This is a genomic window from Rhizobium sp. 05L419, assembly GCF_056397845.1.
In genome coordinates, this window is sequence record NZ_JBFTOF010000007.1 from 136,245 (window position 1) to 153,570 (window position 17,326).

General features: G+C 61.5%; 18 protein-coding genes. 5 read left to right on the forward strand and 13 right to left on the reverse strand.

What is annotated here, in order from left to right:
• Positions 1-26 precede the first annotated feature (26 nt).
• Genes bioB through AC1DMK_RS11790 form a run of 5 tightly spaced genes read left to right on the forward strand, consistent with a single transcriptional unit; the run spans position 27 to position 5,056 of the window.
• Positions 27-1,031: a biotin synthase BioB gene (gene bioB, locus AC1DMK_RS11770; protein ID WP_477859134.1), complete on the forward strand. Its 1,005-nt coding sequence runs from the start codon at positions 27-29 to the stop codon at positions 1,029-1,031.
• On the forward strand, positions 1,028-2,173 hold the full coding sequence (locus AC1DMK_RS11775) for an 8-amino-7-oxononanoate synthase (protein WP_477859136.1): 1,146 nt from the start codon (positions 1,028-1,030) through the stop codon (positions 2,171-2,173). Before bioB ends, AC1DMK_RS11775 begins: the two co-directional genes overlap by 4 nt.
• Positions 2,170-2,808, forward strand: coding sequence for a dethiobiotin synthase (gene bioD, locus AC1DMK_RS11780; protein ID WP_477859137.1), 639 nt, complete (start codon positions 2,170-2,172; stop codon positions 2,806-2,808). The genes AC1DMK_RS11775 and bioD overlap by 4 nt, the downstream gene beginning before the upstream one ends.
• Positions 2,805-4,070 carry an adenosylmethionine--8-amino-7-oxononanoate transaminase gene (locus AC1DMK_RS11785; protein ID WP_477859139.1) on the forward strand — a complete coding sequence of 422 codons (1,266 nt, stop codon included), beginning with the start codon at positions 2,805-2,807 and terminating at the stop codon, positions 4,068-4,070. Before bioD ends, AC1DMK_RS11785 begins: the two co-directional genes overlap by 4 nt.
• The gene (locus tag AC1DMK_RS11790; protein ID WP_037061870.1) at positions 4,067-5,056 is read left to right on the forward strand and encodes a beta-ketoacyl-ACP synthase III; all 990 of its coding nucleotides are present in this window, start codon (positions 4,067-4,069) and stop codon (positions 5,054-5,056) included. The genes AC1DMK_RS11785 and AC1DMK_RS11790 overlap by 4 nt, the downstream gene beginning before the upstream one ends.
• Positions 5,057-5,118: 62 nt before the next feature.
• Here AC1DMK_RS11790 and AC1DMK_RS11795 read toward each other — a convergent pair whose 3' ends face one another.
• The 13 genes from AC1DMK_RS11795 to AC1DMK_RS11855 all read right to left on the reverse strand — a co-directional run bounded on the left by AC1DMK_RS11795 (position 5,119) and on the right by AC1DMK_RS11855 (position 16,926).
• A complete protein-coding gene (locus AC1DMK_RS11795; protein ID WP_477859141.1) occupies positions 5,119-6,117 on the reverse strand; it encodes a dihydroxyacetone kinase subunit DhaK in 999 nt (332 codons plus the stop codon).
• 61 nt (positions 6,118-6,178) lie between these two features.
• On the reverse strand, positions 6,179-6,589 hold the full coding sequence (locus AC1DMK_RS11800; RefSeq protein ID WP_037061867.1) for a hypothetical protein: 411 nt from the start codon (positions 6,587-6,589) through the stop codon (positions 6,179-6,181).
• A gap of 1 nt (position 6,590) precedes the next feature.
• A complete protein-coding gene (locus AC1DMK_RS11805; protein WP_477859144.1) occupies positions 6,591-8,192 on the reverse strand; it encodes a putative PEP-binding protein in 1,602 nt (533 codons plus the stop codon).
• Positions 8,176-8,520 (reverse strand): HPr family phosphocarrier protein, encoded by a 345-nt coding sequence (locus tag AC1DMK_RS11810; protein ID WP_477859146.1) that lies wholly within the window; start codon positions 8,518-8,520, stop codon positions 8,176-8,178. The genes AC1DMK_RS11805 and AC1DMK_RS11810 overlap by 17 nt, the downstream gene beginning before the upstream one ends.
• On the reverse strand, positions 8,517-8,918 hold the full coding sequence (gene dhaM, locus AC1DMK_RS11815) for a dihydroxyacetone kinase phosphoryl donor subunit DhaM (RefSeq protein ID WP_037061863.1): 402 nt from the start codon (positions 8,916-8,918) through the stop codon (positions 8,517-8,519). Before dhaM ends, AC1DMK_RS11810 begins: the two co-directional genes overlap by 4 nt.
• Complete coding sequence (gene dhaL, locus AC1DMK_RS11820) at positions 8,915-9,523, reverse strand: dihydroxyacetone kinase subunit DhaL (protein ID WP_477859410.1); 609 nt, start codon at positions 9,521-9,523, stop codon at positions 8,915-8,917. The genes dhaM and dhaL overlap by 4 nt, the downstream gene beginning before the upstream one ends.
• Positions 9,524-9,577: 54 nt before the next feature.
• Entirely contained in the window at positions 9,578-11,218 is a 1,641-nt protein-coding gene (locus tag AC1DMK_RS11825) for a dihydroxyacetone kinase subunit DhaK (RefSeq protein WP_477859148.1), read from the reverse strand.
• 52 nt (positions 11,219-11,270) lie between these two features.
• A complete protein-coding gene (locus AC1DMK_RS11830) occupies positions 11,271-12,278 on the reverse strand; it encodes an ABC transporter ATP-binding protein (RefSeq protein WP_477859150.1) in 1,008 nt (335 codons plus the stop codon).
• Positions 12,271-13,368: an ABC transporter ATP-binding protein gene (locus AC1DMK_RS11835; protein WP_477859152.1), complete on the reverse strand. Its 1,098-nt coding sequence runs from the start codon at positions 13,366-13,368 to the stop codon at positions 12,271-12,273. Before AC1DMK_RS11835 ends, AC1DMK_RS11830 begins: the two co-directional genes overlap by 8 nt.
• Positions 13,369-13,371: 3 nt before the next feature.
• The gene (locus tag AC1DMK_RS11840) at positions 13,372-13,584 is read right to left on the reverse strand and encodes a hypothetical protein (RefSeq protein ID WP_037061856.1); all 213 of its coding nucleotides are present in this window, start codon (positions 13,582-13,584) and stop codon (positions 13,372-13,374) included.
• A complete protein-coding gene (locus AC1DMK_RS11845; RefSeq protein ID WP_477859155.1) occupies positions 13,581-14,534 on the reverse strand; it encodes a carbohydrate ABC transporter permease in 954 nt (317 codons plus the stop codon). Before AC1DMK_RS11845 ends, AC1DMK_RS11840 begins: the two co-directional genes overlap by 4 nt.
• Positions 14,531-15,499 (reverse strand): carbohydrate ABC transporter permease, encoded by a 969-nt coding sequence (locus AC1DMK_RS11850; protein WP_477859157.1) that lies wholly within the window; start codon positions 15,497-15,499, stop codon positions 14,531-14,533. Before AC1DMK_RS11850 ends, AC1DMK_RS11845 begins: the two co-directional genes overlap by 4 nt.
• Positions 15,500-15,600: 101 nt before the next feature.
• On the reverse strand, positions 15,601-16,926 hold the full coding sequence (locus tag AC1DMK_RS11855; RefSeq protein WP_477859159.1) for an ABC transporter substrate-binding protein: 1,326 nt from the start codon (positions 16,924-16,926) through the stop codon (positions 15,601-15,603).
• Positions 16,927-17,326: the final 400 nt, after the last annotated feature.

Genomic DNA, 17,326 nt, shown 5'->3' on the forward strand with positions numbered 1-17,326 from the left:
CAAATCCAGGGGAGGCACATTAGCAGATGCGGCTTGAAACATCAGAGTTCATCCTGCGCGATCAAGCCGGAGCGGCTGGTTCGTTCGCGTGTTCGGTCGAGAATGCGAGTATTATCTATAATTTGCCGTTCAACGATCTCCTCTTTCGTGCGCAGACCATCCACCGTGCCAATTTCGATCCCAACGCGATCCAAATGAGCCGACTGTTGTCCATCAAGACAGGGGGCTGTGCGGAGGACTGTGGATATTGCAGCCAGTCGGCTCACTATCCGACGGGCCTGAAGGCCTCGAAGCTGATGGAAGTCGAGCGTGTGCTGGCCGAAGCCCGCAAGGCAAGGGAGGCTGGCGCCACCCGCTATTGCATGGGTGCGGCCTGGCGCAGTCCCAAGGATCGGGACATGGATCAGGTCGTTGCCATGGTGCATGGCGTCAAGGCGCTGGGCATGGAGACCTGCATGACGCTCGGGATGCTGACACCCGCTCAGTCCGCTTCGCTGGCAGACGCCGGCCTCGACTACTACAACCACAATGTCGACACGTCGGAAAGCTTCTACAGCGAGATCATCACGACGCGCAGCTTCGCCGATCGTCTTGAGACACTGGCAAATGTGCGCGAGGCGGGCATAAAGGTCTGCGCCGGTGGCATCCTCGGGATGGGCGAGACCAGTGAGGATCGCATCTCGATGCTGGTCACTCTTGCCAATCTGGCGGTGCCTCCAGAGAGCGTGCCAATCAACATGCTGATCCCGATCCCGGGATCGAAGCTTGCCGACGCCGAGCCCGTCGACCCGATCGACTTCGTCCGCACGATCGCACTGGCGCGCATCCTGATGCCTACGTCTCACGTGCGTCTTTCGGCGGGTCGGACCGAGATGAGCGACGAGATGCAGGCGCTTTGCTTCTTGGCAGGCGCCAACTCCATCTTCGTCGGCGACACCTTGCTGACGGCCGACAATCCGGGCGAAGACCATGACAGCGCTTTGTTCCGTCGTCTGGGCCTGCGGCCGATGGAGCTGGAGCCGGTGCGATGAGCACAGCCGGCCTTGCCCGGTATGAGAGGACGTTGGCCGGCCTCGAACGCAAGGGTCGCGGCCGTGCGCTGGTCGCTCAGACTGGAATAGATTTCACCTCGAACGACTACCTTGGCCTTGCCCGGTCTGATCGGCTGAAGGATGCGATCACCGCAGCGCTTGTGCGCGGCGTGCCGGTCGGGGCAGGCGGCTCAAGATTGCTGCGAGGCAACCACCCTGAGCACGAGGCACTGGAAGCGGAAGCGGCAGCCTATTTTGGGGCCGAGAGAGCGCTCTATTTCGGTAGCGGTTATGCCGCGAATGTGGCCCTGTTTTCGACCCTGCCGCAACGCGAGGACGTCATCGTCCACGATGCGCTGATCCATGCCAGCGCCCATGAGGGGATCACCGCCAGCAAAGCGCTGGCGATCTCCGTCCCGCACAATGATGCACAGGCATTTGACGATGCGATCGGCTCCTGGCGTCGTTGCGGCGGTACAGGGCGACCCTGGATCGCGGTCGAGAGCCTTTACTCCATGGACGGTGACCGCGCGCCGCTTGCCGAGCTTTTACGCATCGCCAAGGCGCACGACGCGTTTCTTGTCGTCGACGAGGCACATGCGACCGGCGTTTTCGGACCGGGCGGCCGAGGTCTTGCGGCGGGTCAAGCGACAGGCGAAAATGTCATCGCTCTGCACACATGCGGCAAGGCACTTGGCGTTTCCGGCGCACTGTTGTCCGCTAATGCGGTCATCTGCAACTATCTCGTCAATCGCGCGCGCGGCTTCATCTATTCTACCGCGCCATCGCCTCTGGTGGCCGCGGGCGTTCGCGAGGCTTTGCGCATTCTCGGCGACGAGCCCCAACACCGCGCCTGCTTCGATGCACGGTGCGCCTTCGCAAACGCCGCGCTCACGCGGGTTCTCGGTGTGCCGGCAAGTGGATCGCAGATTCTGCCGGTCATCATCGGCGACAATGCCAGGGCTGTCAGGATCGCCACCAGGATGAGAGACGACGGCTTTGATATCCGTGCAATCCGGCCACCGACGGTGCCGGAAGGCACGGCACGGCTCAGGATTGCCATCACGCTCAACGTCGACACGGACATGATCGTCGCGATGCTCGAGCGCCTGGCGACCGTTCTTGCGGAGGAACGCGCATGACGCTGCGTTTTGTTGTCACCGGCACCGACACCGGTATCGGAAAAACGGTCTTCAGCGCCGCCCTGACCAGCGCGCTGGGTGGCTACTACTGGAAACCGGTGCAATCGGGCCTGGACGAAGAGACCGACAGCCAGACGGTCATTCGGCTTGGCGCGGCCCTCGCGTCGCGCGTTCTTCCCGAGGCATACAGGCTGAAGACGCCGGCCTCACCGCATCTGGCCGCGCGGCTCGATCGCATTTCGATCGATCCCGAACGATTGATACCACCCGAAACCGACGCACCACTGGTCATCGAAGGCGCCGGTGGTTTGCTGGTGCCCCTGAACGACCGGTTGCTGTTCGCCGACATGTTCGCGCGATGGCAGGTCCCGGTCATTTTGTGCACGCGAACCACGCTCGGCACCATCAACCATACGCTTCTGTCGCTTGAAGCGCTGCGCAGCCGGCGTGTTCCTGTCTTCGGCATTGCCTTCATCGGCGATGAGAATGTTGAGACTGAGCGGATCATCACCGAGTTTGGCGGCGTTCGATCGCTTGGCCGCCTGCCGCAATTGCCCGCGCTGACGCCAAGGGTACTTGCCCGCGCCTTTGCCGAAAACTTTGACATCACACGCTTCAAGGAGGGTTTTGCGTGACCCGCTCGGCTGTATGGCATCCCTTTACGCAGCATGCGCTCGAGCCGTCGATGCGCAGGATCGTCGAGACCGAGGGCGCCTATCTCATTGATGAAGACGGCAATCGTATTCTCGATGCGATTTCGTCCTGGTGGGTGATCACCCACGGCCATCGGCATCCGGCGATCGTCAAGGCGATCGCGACGGCGGCGGGGCAATACGACCAGCTGATCTTTGCGGAATACACGCACGCTCCGGCCGAGGAGCTGGCCGTGGGGCTACTCGCCCTGGCGCCGCCCGGCCTCGCGCATGTCTTTTACTCCGACAGCGGATCGACCGCCGTCGAGGTTGGATTGAAGATGGCGCTGGGCTTCTTTGCCAACAGGGGCGCGGCGCGCAATCGTATCGCCGTCATGCAGCATGGCTACCACGGGGACACCATTGGAACGATGTCGGCGGGAGAACGGGGTGTTTTCAACGCTGCCTATGAGCCGCTTCTTTTCGGCGTCGATCGCCTTCCCTTTCCCGAACCCGGCCAAGAGCAGGAAACGCTTGACGTCTTCGAACGCGTCTGCCGGTCGGGCGAGGTGGCAGCGCTCCTGGTCGAACCGCTCATCCTCGGCGCTGGAGGGATGAGACTGTTTACTCCACCGCTGCTTGCCGCATTGAAGGCAATCGCGCAGCATCATGGAACGCTCCTGATTGCCGATGAGGTCATGACCGGCTGGGGACGCACGGGCACGGTTTTTGCATGCGAACAGGCAGGTGTGGCACCGGATATATTGTGCACGTCAAAGGGGCTGACGGGCGGCGCGCTGCCGCTGGCTGCGACGCTGTGCACCGGGGAAATATTCGATGCGCATCTTTCGACGGATCGGAAAAAGACGTTCTTCCATTCGAGTTCATACACGGCCAATCCGATTGCATGTGCTGCGGCAGTCGCAAATCTCGGCATCTGGCGCGACGAGCCTGTGCTGGCGCGCGTCAAGGATCTGGCAGACATGCATCGAGAGCGGTTGTCGCGCTTTGACTGCGACAAAAGGTTCGGGAACGTTCGCCAGATCGGCACGATCGCGGCACTCGACCTCAACACCGAGGCTGGCGGCTACCTGGCAGATGTCGGCCCGAGACTTCGCACCTTCTTCCGCGAACGCGGCCTGCTTGTCCGACCGCTTGGCAATGTCATCTATCTCATGCCGCCCTATTGCGTGACGGCGGCGGAGCTTGACCACGCCTATGAAACGATCGACGAGGCTGCATCCCTGGTCGGAGGCGCTGCATGACGACCGTCAAATCGTCGCGGCTTGTGGGCTTCGGACACAGCGTTCCCGCGCGCCGGGTCGACAGCCGCGAAATCGAGATCAGGCTCGGTCTCGAGCGTGGTTGGATCGAGCAGCGGACCGGCATCAGATACAGGCACTGGGCGAGCGAGGGCGAGACCTTAAGCGGCCTTGCGGCAAACGCTGGCGCGATGGCGCTGGACGATGCCGGCGTTGAGCGCACTGACATCGCCCTCACTCTGCTTGCGACGTCGACCCCTGATCACCTGCTGCCGCCATCGGCACCCTTGCTCGCCCACCGCCTTGGTCTTCGCAATGCCGGTGCTATCGATCTTGCCGGAGCCTGCTCGGGCTTTCTCTATGCGCTGACCTTGGCTGACGGCTTTGTCCGCACGCAGGGACGACCGGTTCTCGTTGTCGCGGCAAACATTCTCAGCCGCCGCATCAATCCCGCCGAGCGCGCGAGTTCGGTCTTGTTTGCCGATGCGGCCGGCGCGGTCGTACTGGCGCCGGCGAGCGACCCCGATGCGGGCCTGCGCGGCGTTGACCTCGTTGCCGACGGAAGCGGCTACGACCTGATCTCGATTGCAGCCGGCGGCAGTAACCAGCCGTTTGGGCCTGACATCAGCGCCGAGGATTGCCTCATGACGATGCGGGACGGACGCGAGGTGTTTTCGCGTGCCGTCGCGATGATGGCGACGTCGTCGCTATGCGCACTCGGCCAAGCGGGCCTCCTGCCGCGAGATATCACGCGCTTCGTTCCGCATCAGGCCAACAGCCGCATCTTTGGTGCCGTGGGCGAGAGGGTGGGTATCGCGCCGACGAAAACAGTGAGCACGATCGCAGATTATGGAAACTCGTCGGCAGCGACCATCCCGCTATCGCTCTCGATTGCGAACAGGGCGCGCCGCTTCGACGGCGATGACAGGCTTCTCCTGGCGGCTGCAGGCGCTGGCATGACGGGCGGTGCCGTCGTGGTCGCTTTTTGAGGCAACCGGGTTTGAGCCAAAGACGACAACGGCTTGGCAGTATGGGGATGGCGGCTCTCGGGTCAGCCGTTGCCCCAATGAAGTGCCGCTGTCGCTACAGGTTGGTCCCACAGGGCGATCTGCTCGTCCGTCAAGTGGGCGAGGGTGACGGACAGCCCCTGCATGTCGAGCGAGGTGACGTAGGTCCCGACCAGCGAGCGCTCGACGCGGATGTGTCGCTGCTCCAGGAAATTGCGGGCAGCGTTATAGGCAATATAGAGCTCGGCCGGTGGTGTACTTCCAAGGCCATTGACGAACAGCAGCGCCTTGGCGTCGTCTGGCATAGCAATGTCGGCCGCAATGATCCTGCAGAGCTTTTCGACAATGACATCAGACGAACAAAAGGGTTCTCGAGAATGGCCGGGCTCCCCGTGAATGCCTACCCCCAATTCCATTTCCTCAGGCCCGAGCGAGAACGTCGCGCGCTCTGTCTGCGGAACGGTAACGCCGCTCAGTGCCACGCCCATGGATCGAACCTTGCCATCCAATCGGTCTCCAAGTGCCTTGAGCTGCGCAAGTGACATGCCCTGCTCCGCTGCAGCGCCGATGATCTTCTCGATGACAAGCGTGCCGGCAACACCGCGACGTCCGCGGCCGTCGCCGTTCCTTGCCGTTTCCATGTCATCGCTGACGACGAGCATTTCGATAGTGTGGCGGTCGCCGACCATCTCCATCGCCATTTCGAAGTTCATGACGTCACCGTCGTAATTCTTGACGATGAGAAGGCAGCCGGCTCCCGTATCCGTTTCGTCGATGGCACTGATAATCTGGCTCGGCGTTGGCGACGTGAAAATGTGCCCGATGCAGGCAGCATCCAGCATGCCGCGGCCGACAAAGCCGATATGCATTGGCTCGTGGCCGGCGCCGCCACCGGAGATGATGGCGACCTTTCCCGGCGTCAGGCCACGGCGGCGGACGCATTTGCGCTCAGCACCGAACACAACGAAGGCTTCATGGGCGCGCACAAAGCCTTCGACGCTTTCGGCGACCATAGTTTGCGCTGTGTTCATGAACTTCTTCATCGAGCCCCTCCCAAGGCGGCGATCGCTATGGCCGATTAGGCCGTGGCTGTTGCTCTGCCGGTCATTCCGGCCCCCCCGAGATCGCGACGATCTTCTGGACGAGATCCGAGATCGCTTCCTCCAGAAGGCGGTTGCGTCGTTCGTCGCCGAAATCCGGTACCATCAGAGACAGGTGCCGCAGTTTTTCGGAATGACCGAGCTCCGGTAGCTTTCCAGGATGCGCATTCTGGTAGGCGTCAAGAAAGCGGTCCTGTTCGGTGGCGCTGAAATGACAGACCCTGAAGATCGTCGCGAGATGGCGTGCCGGTAGCGGTGTCGTGTAGCTCGGGCTGGTGATCTGTGTGACAAAGCTGCGGTGCTTGCCAAGCTCGGTCGCCAGGCGCTGACGGGTGCCGGACGGCCTGTTGTCGATGATTTGCGCCAGGATGGACTTGTAGGCGATGATGGCGTCTTCGGTGTCTTCGCGCGCCATTCTATACTCCGGCTGCCGTTGTCCCGTCGGCGTTCAGGCCGACGATCGCCGATCTTATCGCGCCAAGGCGACCCGGCGCTACGGAAAAATTCCGCAAACCGGCCGCTAGAAGGGATGGCACGGATTGCGGATCGCTCGCCATATCCCCACAAATGCTGACCGGTTTTCCGGCGCCAAGTTTGACGGCCTGTTCCAAGAGACGGACGACGGCCGGCTTTGCCGCGTCATACTGCATCTCGAAATCAGTGCCTTCCCGGGCAGAGGCGATCAGGTACTGCGCGAGATCGTTGGTGCCGAACGAAAAAAAGTCTGCCGCCACAAACCTATCCAGCATCAAGGCGGCAGCGGGCACCTCTACCATCATTCCAATGGAGGGCATGCGATGGGCAATGCCGCGGCGGTCGAGTTGGCGTGCCTGGTCGAGGAATATCAGGCGCATCTGCTCGACCTCCGACGGAAAGGTCACCATCGGCAGCATGACGGCGAGTGTTCCTGACACAGCAGCGCGAAGCAGCGCACGCGCCTGGACGCGTGCAATTTCGGGCCGGGCAAGGAGCAACCGTATGCCGCGCGGCCCCATCGCAGACAATGCCGGTTGATCGCCAAGACCCGAAAGCGGCTTGTCGCCGCCGAAATCAAACATGCGGATCGTCACGGGTTTTTCCCCCGCCCATTCCAAGACGCGTCGATAGATCGCGAACTGCTTGTCCTCGTTTGCGGCATCGGCGACCGACATCACCGCGAACTCCGAGCGCATCAATCCCACACCGGCAATTGTTGCCGGATCGACGGAGGCGATTTCGGCCGGATCATTGAGATTGAGGAACAGTCTAATCTGCACCCCATCTGCTGTCAGCGCATCGCCATCGTCGGATGCGATTGCGTTGTCGCGGGTGGCGGTTGGATGAGAAAGCGCAGTCGGGGACGACGGCCGGTCGCCTTGCAGGACGATCTCGCCGCTGTCGCCATCCACCTGGATCTGGTGTCCGCCAAGTGTCGTGAAGGGACCGGCGTTGACCACCATCGGAATTGATCTCGACCTGGCGAGCAAGGCGACATGGCCCACCGTGCTGCCATCGAAAAGCGCAATGCCGCCGCCCGCCGACCAGTCATGCGCCAGAAAACGGCTCGGCTCCATATCTCTGGCCACGAACACCGAACCGGCAGGAAAGTCGGCGACTGCGGTCCCGGCCAGCGCGCCAAGCACACGGTTCTTGATGTCCAATATATCGACGGCGCGGGCGCGCATCTGTTCCTCGTCAGAGGATTCCAGCTCCCTTATGTATCCGTCGAGCGTATTGACCCAGGCGAAAGCGACGTTTTCGCCTGTGGCCATACGCGCTTCCGTCGCCTCGGCGATCGTTGGATCGTGAAGCACTTCGATCTGAAAATCGATGATGTCCCGGCTCTCGCTGTCGGCGCCCTGAGTGAGCTGCTCAAGTTGGCCGATTGCGGTTTCGATTGCTGCTGTAAGGCTGTCATATTGCCAAGCGGTCTGCAGGCGAGACCCAACCGGGAGGTCCGGCGGTTCCGCCAGGTGAACCGGGCCGGTCGCGACGCCGGGAGATGCGCTTCTAGCCTTTACCCTAAACCGTCCGGCCATGCTTCTTCTCCTCATCGAAATTGCGCTCGATGAGTTCTCTCAAGACCCGGATTGCTTCCTCAGCGAGAATTCCGTCGGCCCGTATCTTGAGGATCGACCCCTTGCGGATTCTGGCGCCCATGATCTTGATGATGCTCTTGCCGTTCAGCCAGACGTCGCTGCCGTTGACGGCGACTTCGATGGAGCAGGGGAAGGATTTGGCAAGCCGCGTGAACGTGACGGAGGGGCGGGCATGCAGGCCCACGCCGTGCTTGACTTCCACTTCCGTCTGGCAGCTTGCGTGCACTGAAGTTTCCTCTCGTTTCTCCTTATCAGGCTCGCTGGTCATAAAGGCGATAATTCCTCGGCCGTGGCGACGACTTTTGCGAGCGATGCGCCGCCGGATGCTTCGGCTGCCGCGATCACAGCGCCCTCGACMAGCGGCGCGTTGCAGATCGAGACCAGGCCCGCCCGTGGCGCGCCGAGCATCTCGATGGCCATTTCGCTGTTGGTTTCTGCGCCGCCGAGATCGACGAAGACAGCAACGCCGGCATCCGACCAGGCAGACTCGATTGCACGAAGGATGCCGGCGGCATCCGTCCCAAGCTCACCGTGCACGTTCCCGCCTGACCAGGCGAGCGGGATGCAATCTCCGACCATCTGCCGCACCATGTCAGCAATGCCCCGTGCGACGAGGGGCGAATGAGAGACGATCACGATCCCCACATTTGCGGTTTTTCCACTCATTGCGGATAGTGCTCCTCCAGATAGTGACATATTGCCGTGGTCAGCAGCGCGCAGCTCGATGCGCCCGGATCCACATGCCCGATCGAACGGTCGCCGAGATAGGATGCCCGGCCGCGCATCGCTTTCATTGCAGCGGTCTGGCTGGCAGACCGTTCCGCCCTGATCGCGATTTCACTGAGCGGCGATCGTGCCGTAAGCGCAGCATGAATGGGATAAAGGACATCAAGCAGGGTCTTGTCGCCTTCCTGGGCACGTCCGCGCCTTGCCACCGCGTCGATTGCCTGTTTCAGGACGACAGAAAACTCAGCCGCCTCGTCGCGCCGCCGAAGCTCGCGCCCCATTTCCATCAGCAAGGTGCCGTAAAGCGGTCCGGCCGCGCCGCCTATGTTCATCACCAGGGTCAGGCCGATCCCTTCCACAGCATCCGGAAAAGGCAGGGTTGACAACTTTGCGCCCTCGGCACTGACCGCCTCGCAGCCACGCTGCATGTTCGTACCATGGTCGCCGTCACCGATCGCACGATCAAGCGCGCAGAGCTGCTCGCTGTTTTCAGCGATTGCCTGACGGCAGACTTCGATCAGTCCCGAAACAAGCACCGGTTCCATCCGCACCTTCGATCCTCCCGCACCTTCGATCCTCGCCAAGGACCGCCTCGCATTCTATGCGAGGCGTGCCGCAACCTCGAACGCTCCTGCGACCGCGACTGCGCCGGGATCGGGCACGCCGGCGAGATCCCTTTCACCGACATAGGACGCGCGCCCTGCTTTCGCCTTGCGCATCGACTTCGTCGCCTCTGCACCTGCAGCCGCTGCCTTTGCAGCTGTCGCAACATTGCCGCAGGCCAGCGCGTTCAGCGCCGGCGCAAGCGCATCCACCATCGTCCGGTCGCCGACGACCGCGCCACCATAGAACGTCATCCGGCCCAGTCCGGCAAGAAGGGCCGCAGCAATATCCGGCTTTTGCGCCATTGCCTTTGCGGCGGCGGTAAAGAAGATCGACATCAGCACGCCGCTGGAACCGCCCATGCTGGTGCCCAGGATATCGCCAAGCGCGGCGAGCGTCGCGGCTGGCTGCTTGAGCGGCAGGGTGTCGATGCGGGCAAGGATGCTGCGGGCGCCGGCTGCGACAGTGGTGCCCGTATCGCCGTCGCCAACTCGGCCGTCGAGCCGGTTGAGTTCGTCCTCCAACGATATCAGATGGTTGCAAAGTGCGGTGATCAGACGCCGGCTCTGTTCATGTTCGCTCGCCGCGCCAATTGGATGCGGCTTGGCAGCCGTTGTCGGAGCATTGGCGACGGCAAGCTCGTGGCGTTCGACCACAGGAACCCAGGCATGAGGGGCGACCGCGGCCGTCAATGCTGCCTCGCGACCCGTGTCCAGCCGGATCAGCGACAGCGAGAAGCCGTTCATATTCAGCGCGGTCATCATCGGCGCCGGACCGACAATCAACCTGACCCGCTTGGCGATGGGAGAGGACAGGACCGCGTTTGCGATAACGGCCATCTCGAGCGGTGGCACTGCTCCGAGATTGTTGATGAGGAGCGCGTGGTCGCCGCCATCACGCAGTGCCGCCTGAAGCCGCCTGATCATGGTGGCGACGATATCGGTGACCGGCTGCAGCGCGATCCGCTCGACCCCCGGCTCACCGTGGATGCCAAGGCCGAGCTCGCCTTCGTTTTCCCCCAGGCGATTCTCGTGAGCCTGGCCGGGTACGCTGCAAGTCGACAGAGACATGCCGAGAGAGACGATATCCCTGGCTGCTGCGCCGGCATGGGCCGCGACTGTCGCCAGGTCTTCTCCTGCCTCTGCGTAGTAACCGGCGATCTTGTRCACGAACAAAGTGCCGGCGACGCCGCGCGGCTGATTTATGTCAGGTATGGCGATGTCGTCGGCGACGATCACCATCTCGACATCGAAACCCTCAGCGCGCGCTTTTTCGGCAGCCAAACCGAAATTCAGGCGATCGCCCGTATAATTTTTCACAATCAGCAATGCCCCCTTGGGGCCGGTGACCGCGCGGATCGCCGTCAGAACCGCGTCGACGCTCGGCGAGGCGAATATCTCGCCCGAGACCGCCGCCGTCAGCATGCCCTTGCCGACGAACCCGGCGTGCGAAGGCTCGTGCCCGGCTCCCCCGCCGGAAATGATCGCCACCTTCGACTTGTCCCAGTCCGCGCGCAGGATCACCTTGATATCGGGATAGGAATCCAGGCGCGCCAGACGGCCCTTGCCGGTCGTCAGAAGCAGACCATCCAAAGCCTCGGTGACGATGTTTTCCCTGCGGTTGAAAAAGTGCTTCATTGGTCGATACCCGTGCGTTTGTCTTGCATGCCATAATCGGTTCGTTTGGCGTTCAGGAGAGACGCTCTCCGCTCGCGCCGAAATAGAGCGGATCGCGCAGCGTCAGGTTAATCCTGTCGCCTCGTTTGATCGCAAGATATGGGTCCGCAAGTGTGACGAGCTTGTGATCCCGGACCCGGATGTGCAGATGGTTCTGATCGCCGAGATGTTCGACCCAGTCGATCTCGGCATTGGCGTCCTTCCCGACGACGATATCGAGATGCTCCGTCCGTGCGCCGACGGTTCTGGTGCCGGACGGAGGGTGGCCGCCCGGAAGCAGATCAGCCGGCAGAAGGTTGATATGCGGTTGGCCGAGGCGGGCAGCAACATGGAGGTTGGCGGGGTTGCCGTAGATCTCGCGCGGGGTTCCGACCTGCATCAGCCGGCCTTCGGCGACGATGCCGATACGGTCGGCCATGGTCATGGCCTCCACCTGGTCGTGGGTCACGTAGAGCAATGTCGAGCCCAACTCCTTCTGGATCCGCTTCAGTTCCAGGCGAAGCTCGGCGCGCAGTTTGGCATCGAGCGAGGAAAGCGGCTCGTCCATGAGGTAAATCGCGGGCTGGCGTACCAGCGCGCGGCCGATCGCGACGCGTTGCATCTCCCCGCCGGAGAGACGCGTCGAGCGGTTCTCCAGCTTGTGGTCGATCCGGACCATGCGTGCAACGTCGCGAACACGGCGATCGATCTCGTCCTTGGTCAGTCTTCGCACCGGCGCCTTCAACGGAAAGGCGAGGTTCTCATAGACCGTCATGTGGGGGTAGAGCGAATACTGCTGGAAGACAAAGGCGACATCCCGCTCCGCCGGGGCCTCTGTGGCGACGTCACGGCCGCCGATCTCGATGCGGCCGCTGTCGGGTCTTTCAAGCCCGGCGATGAGCCGCAGCGTCGTCGTCTTGCCGGCGCCTGTTGGCCCCAAGAGCACGACGAACTCGCCGTCACGGATCGCAAGATCGAGATTGGACAGGGCCTTCGTTTCGCCGAAGCTCTTGTTGAGGCCCTTGAGAACGACATCAGCCATGTTGGGCCTCCTGATAAAGCGCTGAAGCGACCGCACGGCCCGACTTGCAGTCAAAAAGCGCGAGGTTTGAATGATTGAATTCGAGCCCGACCGTTTCGCCGATGCGAAAATTCCTGTTTGCCGGAACCCGCGCCTTGATCAATCCACTGGAGGTTTCGACAGCGACCACCTGGTCGGTGCCAAGATACTCGCTGCCGTAGACGGCGCCGCGGATCGGCGAGGCGTCGCTGAAGCGGATGTGCTCGGGCCGCACCCCAAGTGCCAGCTCGCCCTCGGCCATGTCTTGCCTGACCTCGGGAACGGCAATGTCGACACCGTGGAGCGAGACAGAGCGCGCACCCTTTTGGAGGCCCGCGTTGAAGCGTATGAAATTCATCGGCGGCGAGCCGATGAAGTCGGCGACGTACATGGTCGCCGGCTTGCTGTAGATCTCCTGCGGCGTCCCGAACTGCTCGATGACACCGTGGTTCATGACGGCGATCTTGTCGGCCATCGCCATGGCCTCGTGCTGGTCGTGGGTGACGTAGACCGTCGTTGCGTGAATGCGGTTGTGGAGTTCGCGCAGTTCGTGAACCATGACCTCGCGAAACTCGGCATCGAGCGTGCCGAGCGGCTCGTCCATCAGGAAGCATTTCGGTCGACGCACGATTGCTCGGCCGAGCGCCACCCGCTGGCGGTCGCCGCCGGCAAGGCCGGAGACGGACTTGTCGAGGATATGGCTGATCTGTAGCAGGCGTGCCGTTTCCTCGACGCGGGCACGGATTTCGGCCTTCGGCATTCCCTGCGACAGCAAGGGGAATGCGATGTTCTTGCGCACGTTCATGTGCGGATAGAGCGCAAAGAGCTGGAAAACGAAGGCGATGTCGCGGGCGCTGGCCCGGTTGAACGTAACGTCCTCGCCATCGAGGTAGATCTTGCCGCTGGTCGGCAGTTCCAGTCCGGCGATCATGCGAAGCGTCGTCGTCTTGCCGCAGCCGGATGGCCCGAGCAAAGCGAGGAATTCGCCGTCATGAATGACGAAACTCGAAGCCTGCACCGCGACGAAGTTGCCGAACTGCTTGCGCAGATTTTCGATCCTGATGTCCGCCATGGTTCACTCCGGAAACTTCGAGACGATGATGAACATGACGGTTCCCGCAAGAAGGGTGACCAGCGAATAGGTGTAGAGCACCAGCAGGAACGGCTGGAACAGCATCAAGAAGCCCGCCGCGATCAGGACCGTGGCGATGTTTTCCATCGGCCCGCGCCGCAGCAGGAACGACCGTTTCGGACGGGTGGGGGGTGGTGTTTCGATCAGGTGCGTCATTTGCGGACCGCTCCGAAGGTGATGCCGCGCAGCAGCTGTTTGCGAAGGAGGATGGTAAAGACCAGGATCGGGATCAAGAAGATCGTCGTTCCGGCGGCCACGGCCGGCCAGTCCTGCCCGCCTTCGCCGATGATCGTCGGGATAAAGGGCGGTGCAGTCTGCGCCTCGCCCGATGTCAGGAGCGCTGCGAAAGCATATTCGTTCCAGGCAAAGATCAGGCAGAAGATGGCGGTAGCCGCGATGCCGGTCGTTGCTTGCGGCAGCACGACCTTGCGGAAGGCCTGCAGCCTCGTGTAGCCGTCGATCATGGCGGCTTCCTCGTATTCACGTGGGATCTCGTCGATAAACCCCTTGAGCAGCCACACTGCGAGCGACACGTTGACCGCCGTATAGAGCAGGATCATTCCAAGAGCGGTATCCGAAAGCCCAAGCTCGCGGTACATCAGATAGATCGGGATCGCGACGGCGATCGGCGGCATCATGCGCGTCGACAGGATGAAGAACAGCAGATCATCGGCGAGCGGTATTTTGAAGCGAGAAAAGCCGTAGGCGGCAAGCGTTCCCAGGAAGACCGCGAGGAAGGTGGAGCCGAACGCGATCACCAGCGAATTGACGAAGCGCGGCAGGAAGTTCGACGGGCCGGCGATCACCATGTTGCGCTTGCGCGTCACCTCATCGCAGGTCCCCGTCGGTGCAGGCAGGGAAGCGATGTAATCCGGCGTCTGCCGTGTTCTCGTGGTGAGAAGGTTGCAATAGCCTTCGAGGGTTGGCGTGAAGACAATCTTGGGAGGATAGCTGATGGAATCGGGCGGCGACTTGATGCTGGTCAGGAAAATCCAGACGAGCGGGATCAGTGTAATCAGCGCATAGAGGACCACGATTGCGCCAGCGATGCGCTTGCTGGTGCGGCTCGGTGCGACGACCGAATGGGCTGATGTCACGGAGCTCATCGTTGCTTCACCTTGTTGAGAGCCTTGACGTAGATGTTGGCAAGGCCAAACACCGCGACGAAAAGGACGATTGCGAAGGCGGAAGCCCGGCCGGTTGCCCAGCTTTCGAAGGCGGTTCGCTTTAGGGTGATCGACGCCACTTCGGTGACTGACCCTGGCCCGCCGCCTGTCAAAAGGGTCACCATGTCGAACATCTTGAAATTCTCGATGCCGCGGAAAAGCACGGCGAGCATGATGAAGGGCAGGGCCATCGGTACGGTGATCGACCAGAACTGCCGCCATGCCGATGCGCGATCCACCTCTGCTGCCTCGTAGATGTAGTCGGGGATCGAGCGAAGGCCGGCAAGGCAGATCAGCATCACATAGGGCGTCCACATCCAGGTGTCGACGATGATGATCGCCCAGGGCGCAAGCGACACGTTTCCGAGCATCTGGATGTCGGAGGTCGGGATGCCGGTGAGAAGCGAAACCGCATAGGCGAAGAGACCGATCTGCGGCTCATAGAGAAACCGCCAGAAATTGCCGACGACCGCTGGAGACAACATCATCGGAATGAGGATGATGGTGGTCCAGAAGGCATGGCCGCGAAACTTGCGGTCGATCAGATACGCCAGCGCGAAGCCGATGACCGTCTGCAAGACGATCGTCCAGAAGACGAAATGCGCCGTTGTCTGCATGGCCTGCCAGATATCCGGATCCGTCAGAACGCGCTCGTAGTTGCTGAAGCCGACGCCCTGGACGGGGGCATTCGGCCGGTTGGCGCGGTAGTTCGTGAAGGAGAGATAGACTGCCCAGATGAGCGGGAAGATGTTGATCGCGAGCAGCAGGGTGATGGCGGGTGCGATAAACACCCAGGCGATCGCCCTGTCGGAGAGGCCGCGGACGCGGCGGGCGACCGATACCGGCGTTGCCCTTGCAGTCGCGTCCGCGGCCTTCTCGACGATGGAGGAATGGGAGATATTCAAGATGTCACCTGGTCTTTGCGTATGTGAGACACTTGGCGGCCCGGCCCTGTTGCCGATCCGGACCGCCATTCTGGCAAGGATGTCGCGTGTCCAGCCGCACACTAGATCTTGCCGTCGTCCGTGAAGACCTCGGTCCAATCCTTCACCAGTCCGTCGAGCGCTTCCTGGGCGGTGCCATTGCCGGCAACGACGTAGTTGTGGACGCGTTTTTGCATGTCCTGGAGAAGGGTGGCGTAGCTTGGCTCGGCCCAGAAGTCCTTGACGATGGCCATGGAGTCGAGGAAGGCCTGGGCGTAAGGCTGGCTGGCGGCGAAGTCGGGCGCGTTGACGACGGACTTCAGGCAGGAATAGCCGCCGAGTTTCCACCATTTCGCCTGCACCTCGGGCTGGGCGAACCACTTGATGTATTGCAGCGCCGCATCCTTCTTGTCGGAATAGGAGACGACCGAGATGCCTTGCCCACCCAACTGAGCGAAGTGTGCCTTTTCGGCAGGGTTGGGGAAGAAGCCGATCCGGTCGCCGCCAACCTTCTCGTCCTTGTAGAGGCCGGGCCAGGTGAAGGCAAAGTTCATCTGCATGGCGACCTGGCCGGATTTGAACGCGTCGGCGGACTCGACCATATAGACGTTGGAGCTGCCGGGCGGTGTGCAGCAATCATAGAGGGACTTGTAGAATTCGAGGCCCTTGACCGCATCGGCGGAGTTGACGAAGCCTTCCATCTCGTAGGGCTTCTTCGGATTTTCGTACTGGAAGCCCCAGTCGTAGAGGACGTTGGTCACGCCCATGGTGATGCCTTCGGAGCCGCGTTCGGTGTAGATCGAAGCCCCATAGACGGTTTTGCCGTCGATCTCGCGCTTCTGGAAGAACTCGGCGATCTGCTTCAACTGGTCATAGGTCTTGGGGGCAGCAAGCTCCCAGCCGTATTTTTCCTTGAACGCCTTCTTCAGTTCGGGCTTCTCGAACCAATCCTTGCGATAGGTCCAGCCGACGACGTCGCCCATGGCAGGAAGCGCCCAGTAGTTTGGTGAGTTCTTCGGCCACTCGGAATAGCCCACGACTGTCGCCGGCACGAAGTCATCCATCTTGATGCCTTCCTTGTCGAAGAAATCGTTGAGCTTGACGTAGTGGCCATTCTCCGCAGATCCGCCGATCCACTGGCTGTCGCCGATGATCAGGTCGCAGAGCTTTCCATGGGAGTTCAGTTCGTTGAGGAAGCGATCCGCATAGCTCGTCCAGGGAACGAACTCGAACTTCATGTCCGTTCCGGTCTTTGCGGTAAAATCCTTCGACAGCTCGACGAGCGCATTGGCTGGATCCCACGCGGCCCAGCAGAGCGTCAATTGGTCGGCTTTCGCAAGAGTTGGCAATGCCGACGACAGCACAAATGCCGAGGCAAGCCCAACAAGGGCTTTCGATGTTTTCTGCATAAGTTCCTCCCAGAACCAAAGGCCAGCTCCTCGCCGGCGGCGCAAGTTCACCCGTTTTCAGAGAATGCCGACATGAACTCCTCAATCATCATGTTTAGCAATATGTTTAGTAATAAGCATTTTTATAAACATGGCAAGCCGTATTCGTCGCTGCAGTGCAGCGTTGGTATCGCGAGGTACGTCTGCTCGGCGGCGTGTCGTCGAACAGTGCGCCGTTTTGGCCGTGAAGACATGCACAGCAGCATCGACAAAATGACGTAGGAAGACCGCGTTGCAATGTATTTTAGTAAATTATAAAATAAAAGGCGGAGGACAAGGCAATGCGGACATCCATCGCGATACTGGTGATATTCGCCGCGCTGGGTACAGCGTCAGCGTCTGAGCGGTACATTCACATGCC

Bases quoted from the DNA above. Each gene is read 5' to 3' on its own strand.
- AC1DMK_RS11830 (WP_477859150.1), bottom strand. From the start codon at position 12,278: ATGGCTGATGTCGTTCTCAAGGGCCTCAACAAGAGCTTCGGCGAAACG.
- AC1DMK_RS11810 (WP_477859146.1), bottom strand. From the start codon at position 8,520: ATGACCAGCGAGCCTGATAAGGAGAAACGAGAGGAAACTTCAGTGCAC.
- bioB (WP_477859134.1), top strand. From the start codon at position 27: ATGCGGCTTGAAACATCAGAGTTCATCCTGCGCGATCAAGCCGGAGCG.
- bioD (WP_477859137.1), top strand. From the start codon at position 2,170: ATGACGCTGCGTTTTGTTGTCACCGGCACCGACACCGGTATCGGAAAA.
- AC1DMK_RS11775 (WP_477859136.1), top strand. From the start codon at position 1,028: ATGAGCACAGCCGGCCTTGCCCGGTATGAGAGGACGTTGGCCGGCCTC.
- AC1DMK_RS11840 (WP_037061856.1), bottom strand. From the start codon at position 13,584: ATGACGCACCTGATCGAAACACCACCCCCCACCCGTCCGAAACGGTCG.
- AC1DMK_RS11800 (WP_037061867.1), bottom strand. From the start codon at position 6,589: ATGGCGCGCGAAGACACCGAAGACGCCATCATCGCCTACAAGTCCATC.
- AC1DMK_RS11790 (WP_037061870.1), top strand. From the start codon at position 4,067: ATGACGACCGTCAAATCGTCGCGGCTTGTGGGCTTCGGACACAGCGTT.
- AC1DMK_RS11845 (WP_477859155.1), bottom strand. From the start codon at position 14,534: ATGAGCTCCGTGACATCAGCCCATTCGGTCGTCGCACCGAGCCGCACC.
- AC1DMK_RS11795 (WP_477859141.1), bottom strand. From the start codon at position 6,117: ATGAAGAAGTTCATGAACACAGCGCAAACTATGGTCGCCGAAAGCGTC.
- dhaL (WP_477859410.1), bottom strand. From the start codon at position 9,523: ATGGAACCGGTGCTTGTTTCGGGACTGATCGAAGTCTGCCGTCAGGCA.
- AC1DMK_RS11855 (WP_477859159.1), bottom strand. From the start codon at position 16,926: ATGCAGAAAACATCGAAAGCCCTTGTTGGGCTTGCCTCGGCATTTGTG.
- AC1DMK_RS11805 (WP_477859144.1), bottom strand. From the start codon at position 8,192: ATGGCCGGACGGTTTAGGGTAAAGGCTAGAAGCGCATCTCCCGGCGTC.
- AC1DMK_RS11835 (WP_477859152.1), bottom strand. From the start codon at position 13,368: ATGGCGGACATCAGGATCGAAAATCTGCGCAAGCAGTTCGGCAACTTC.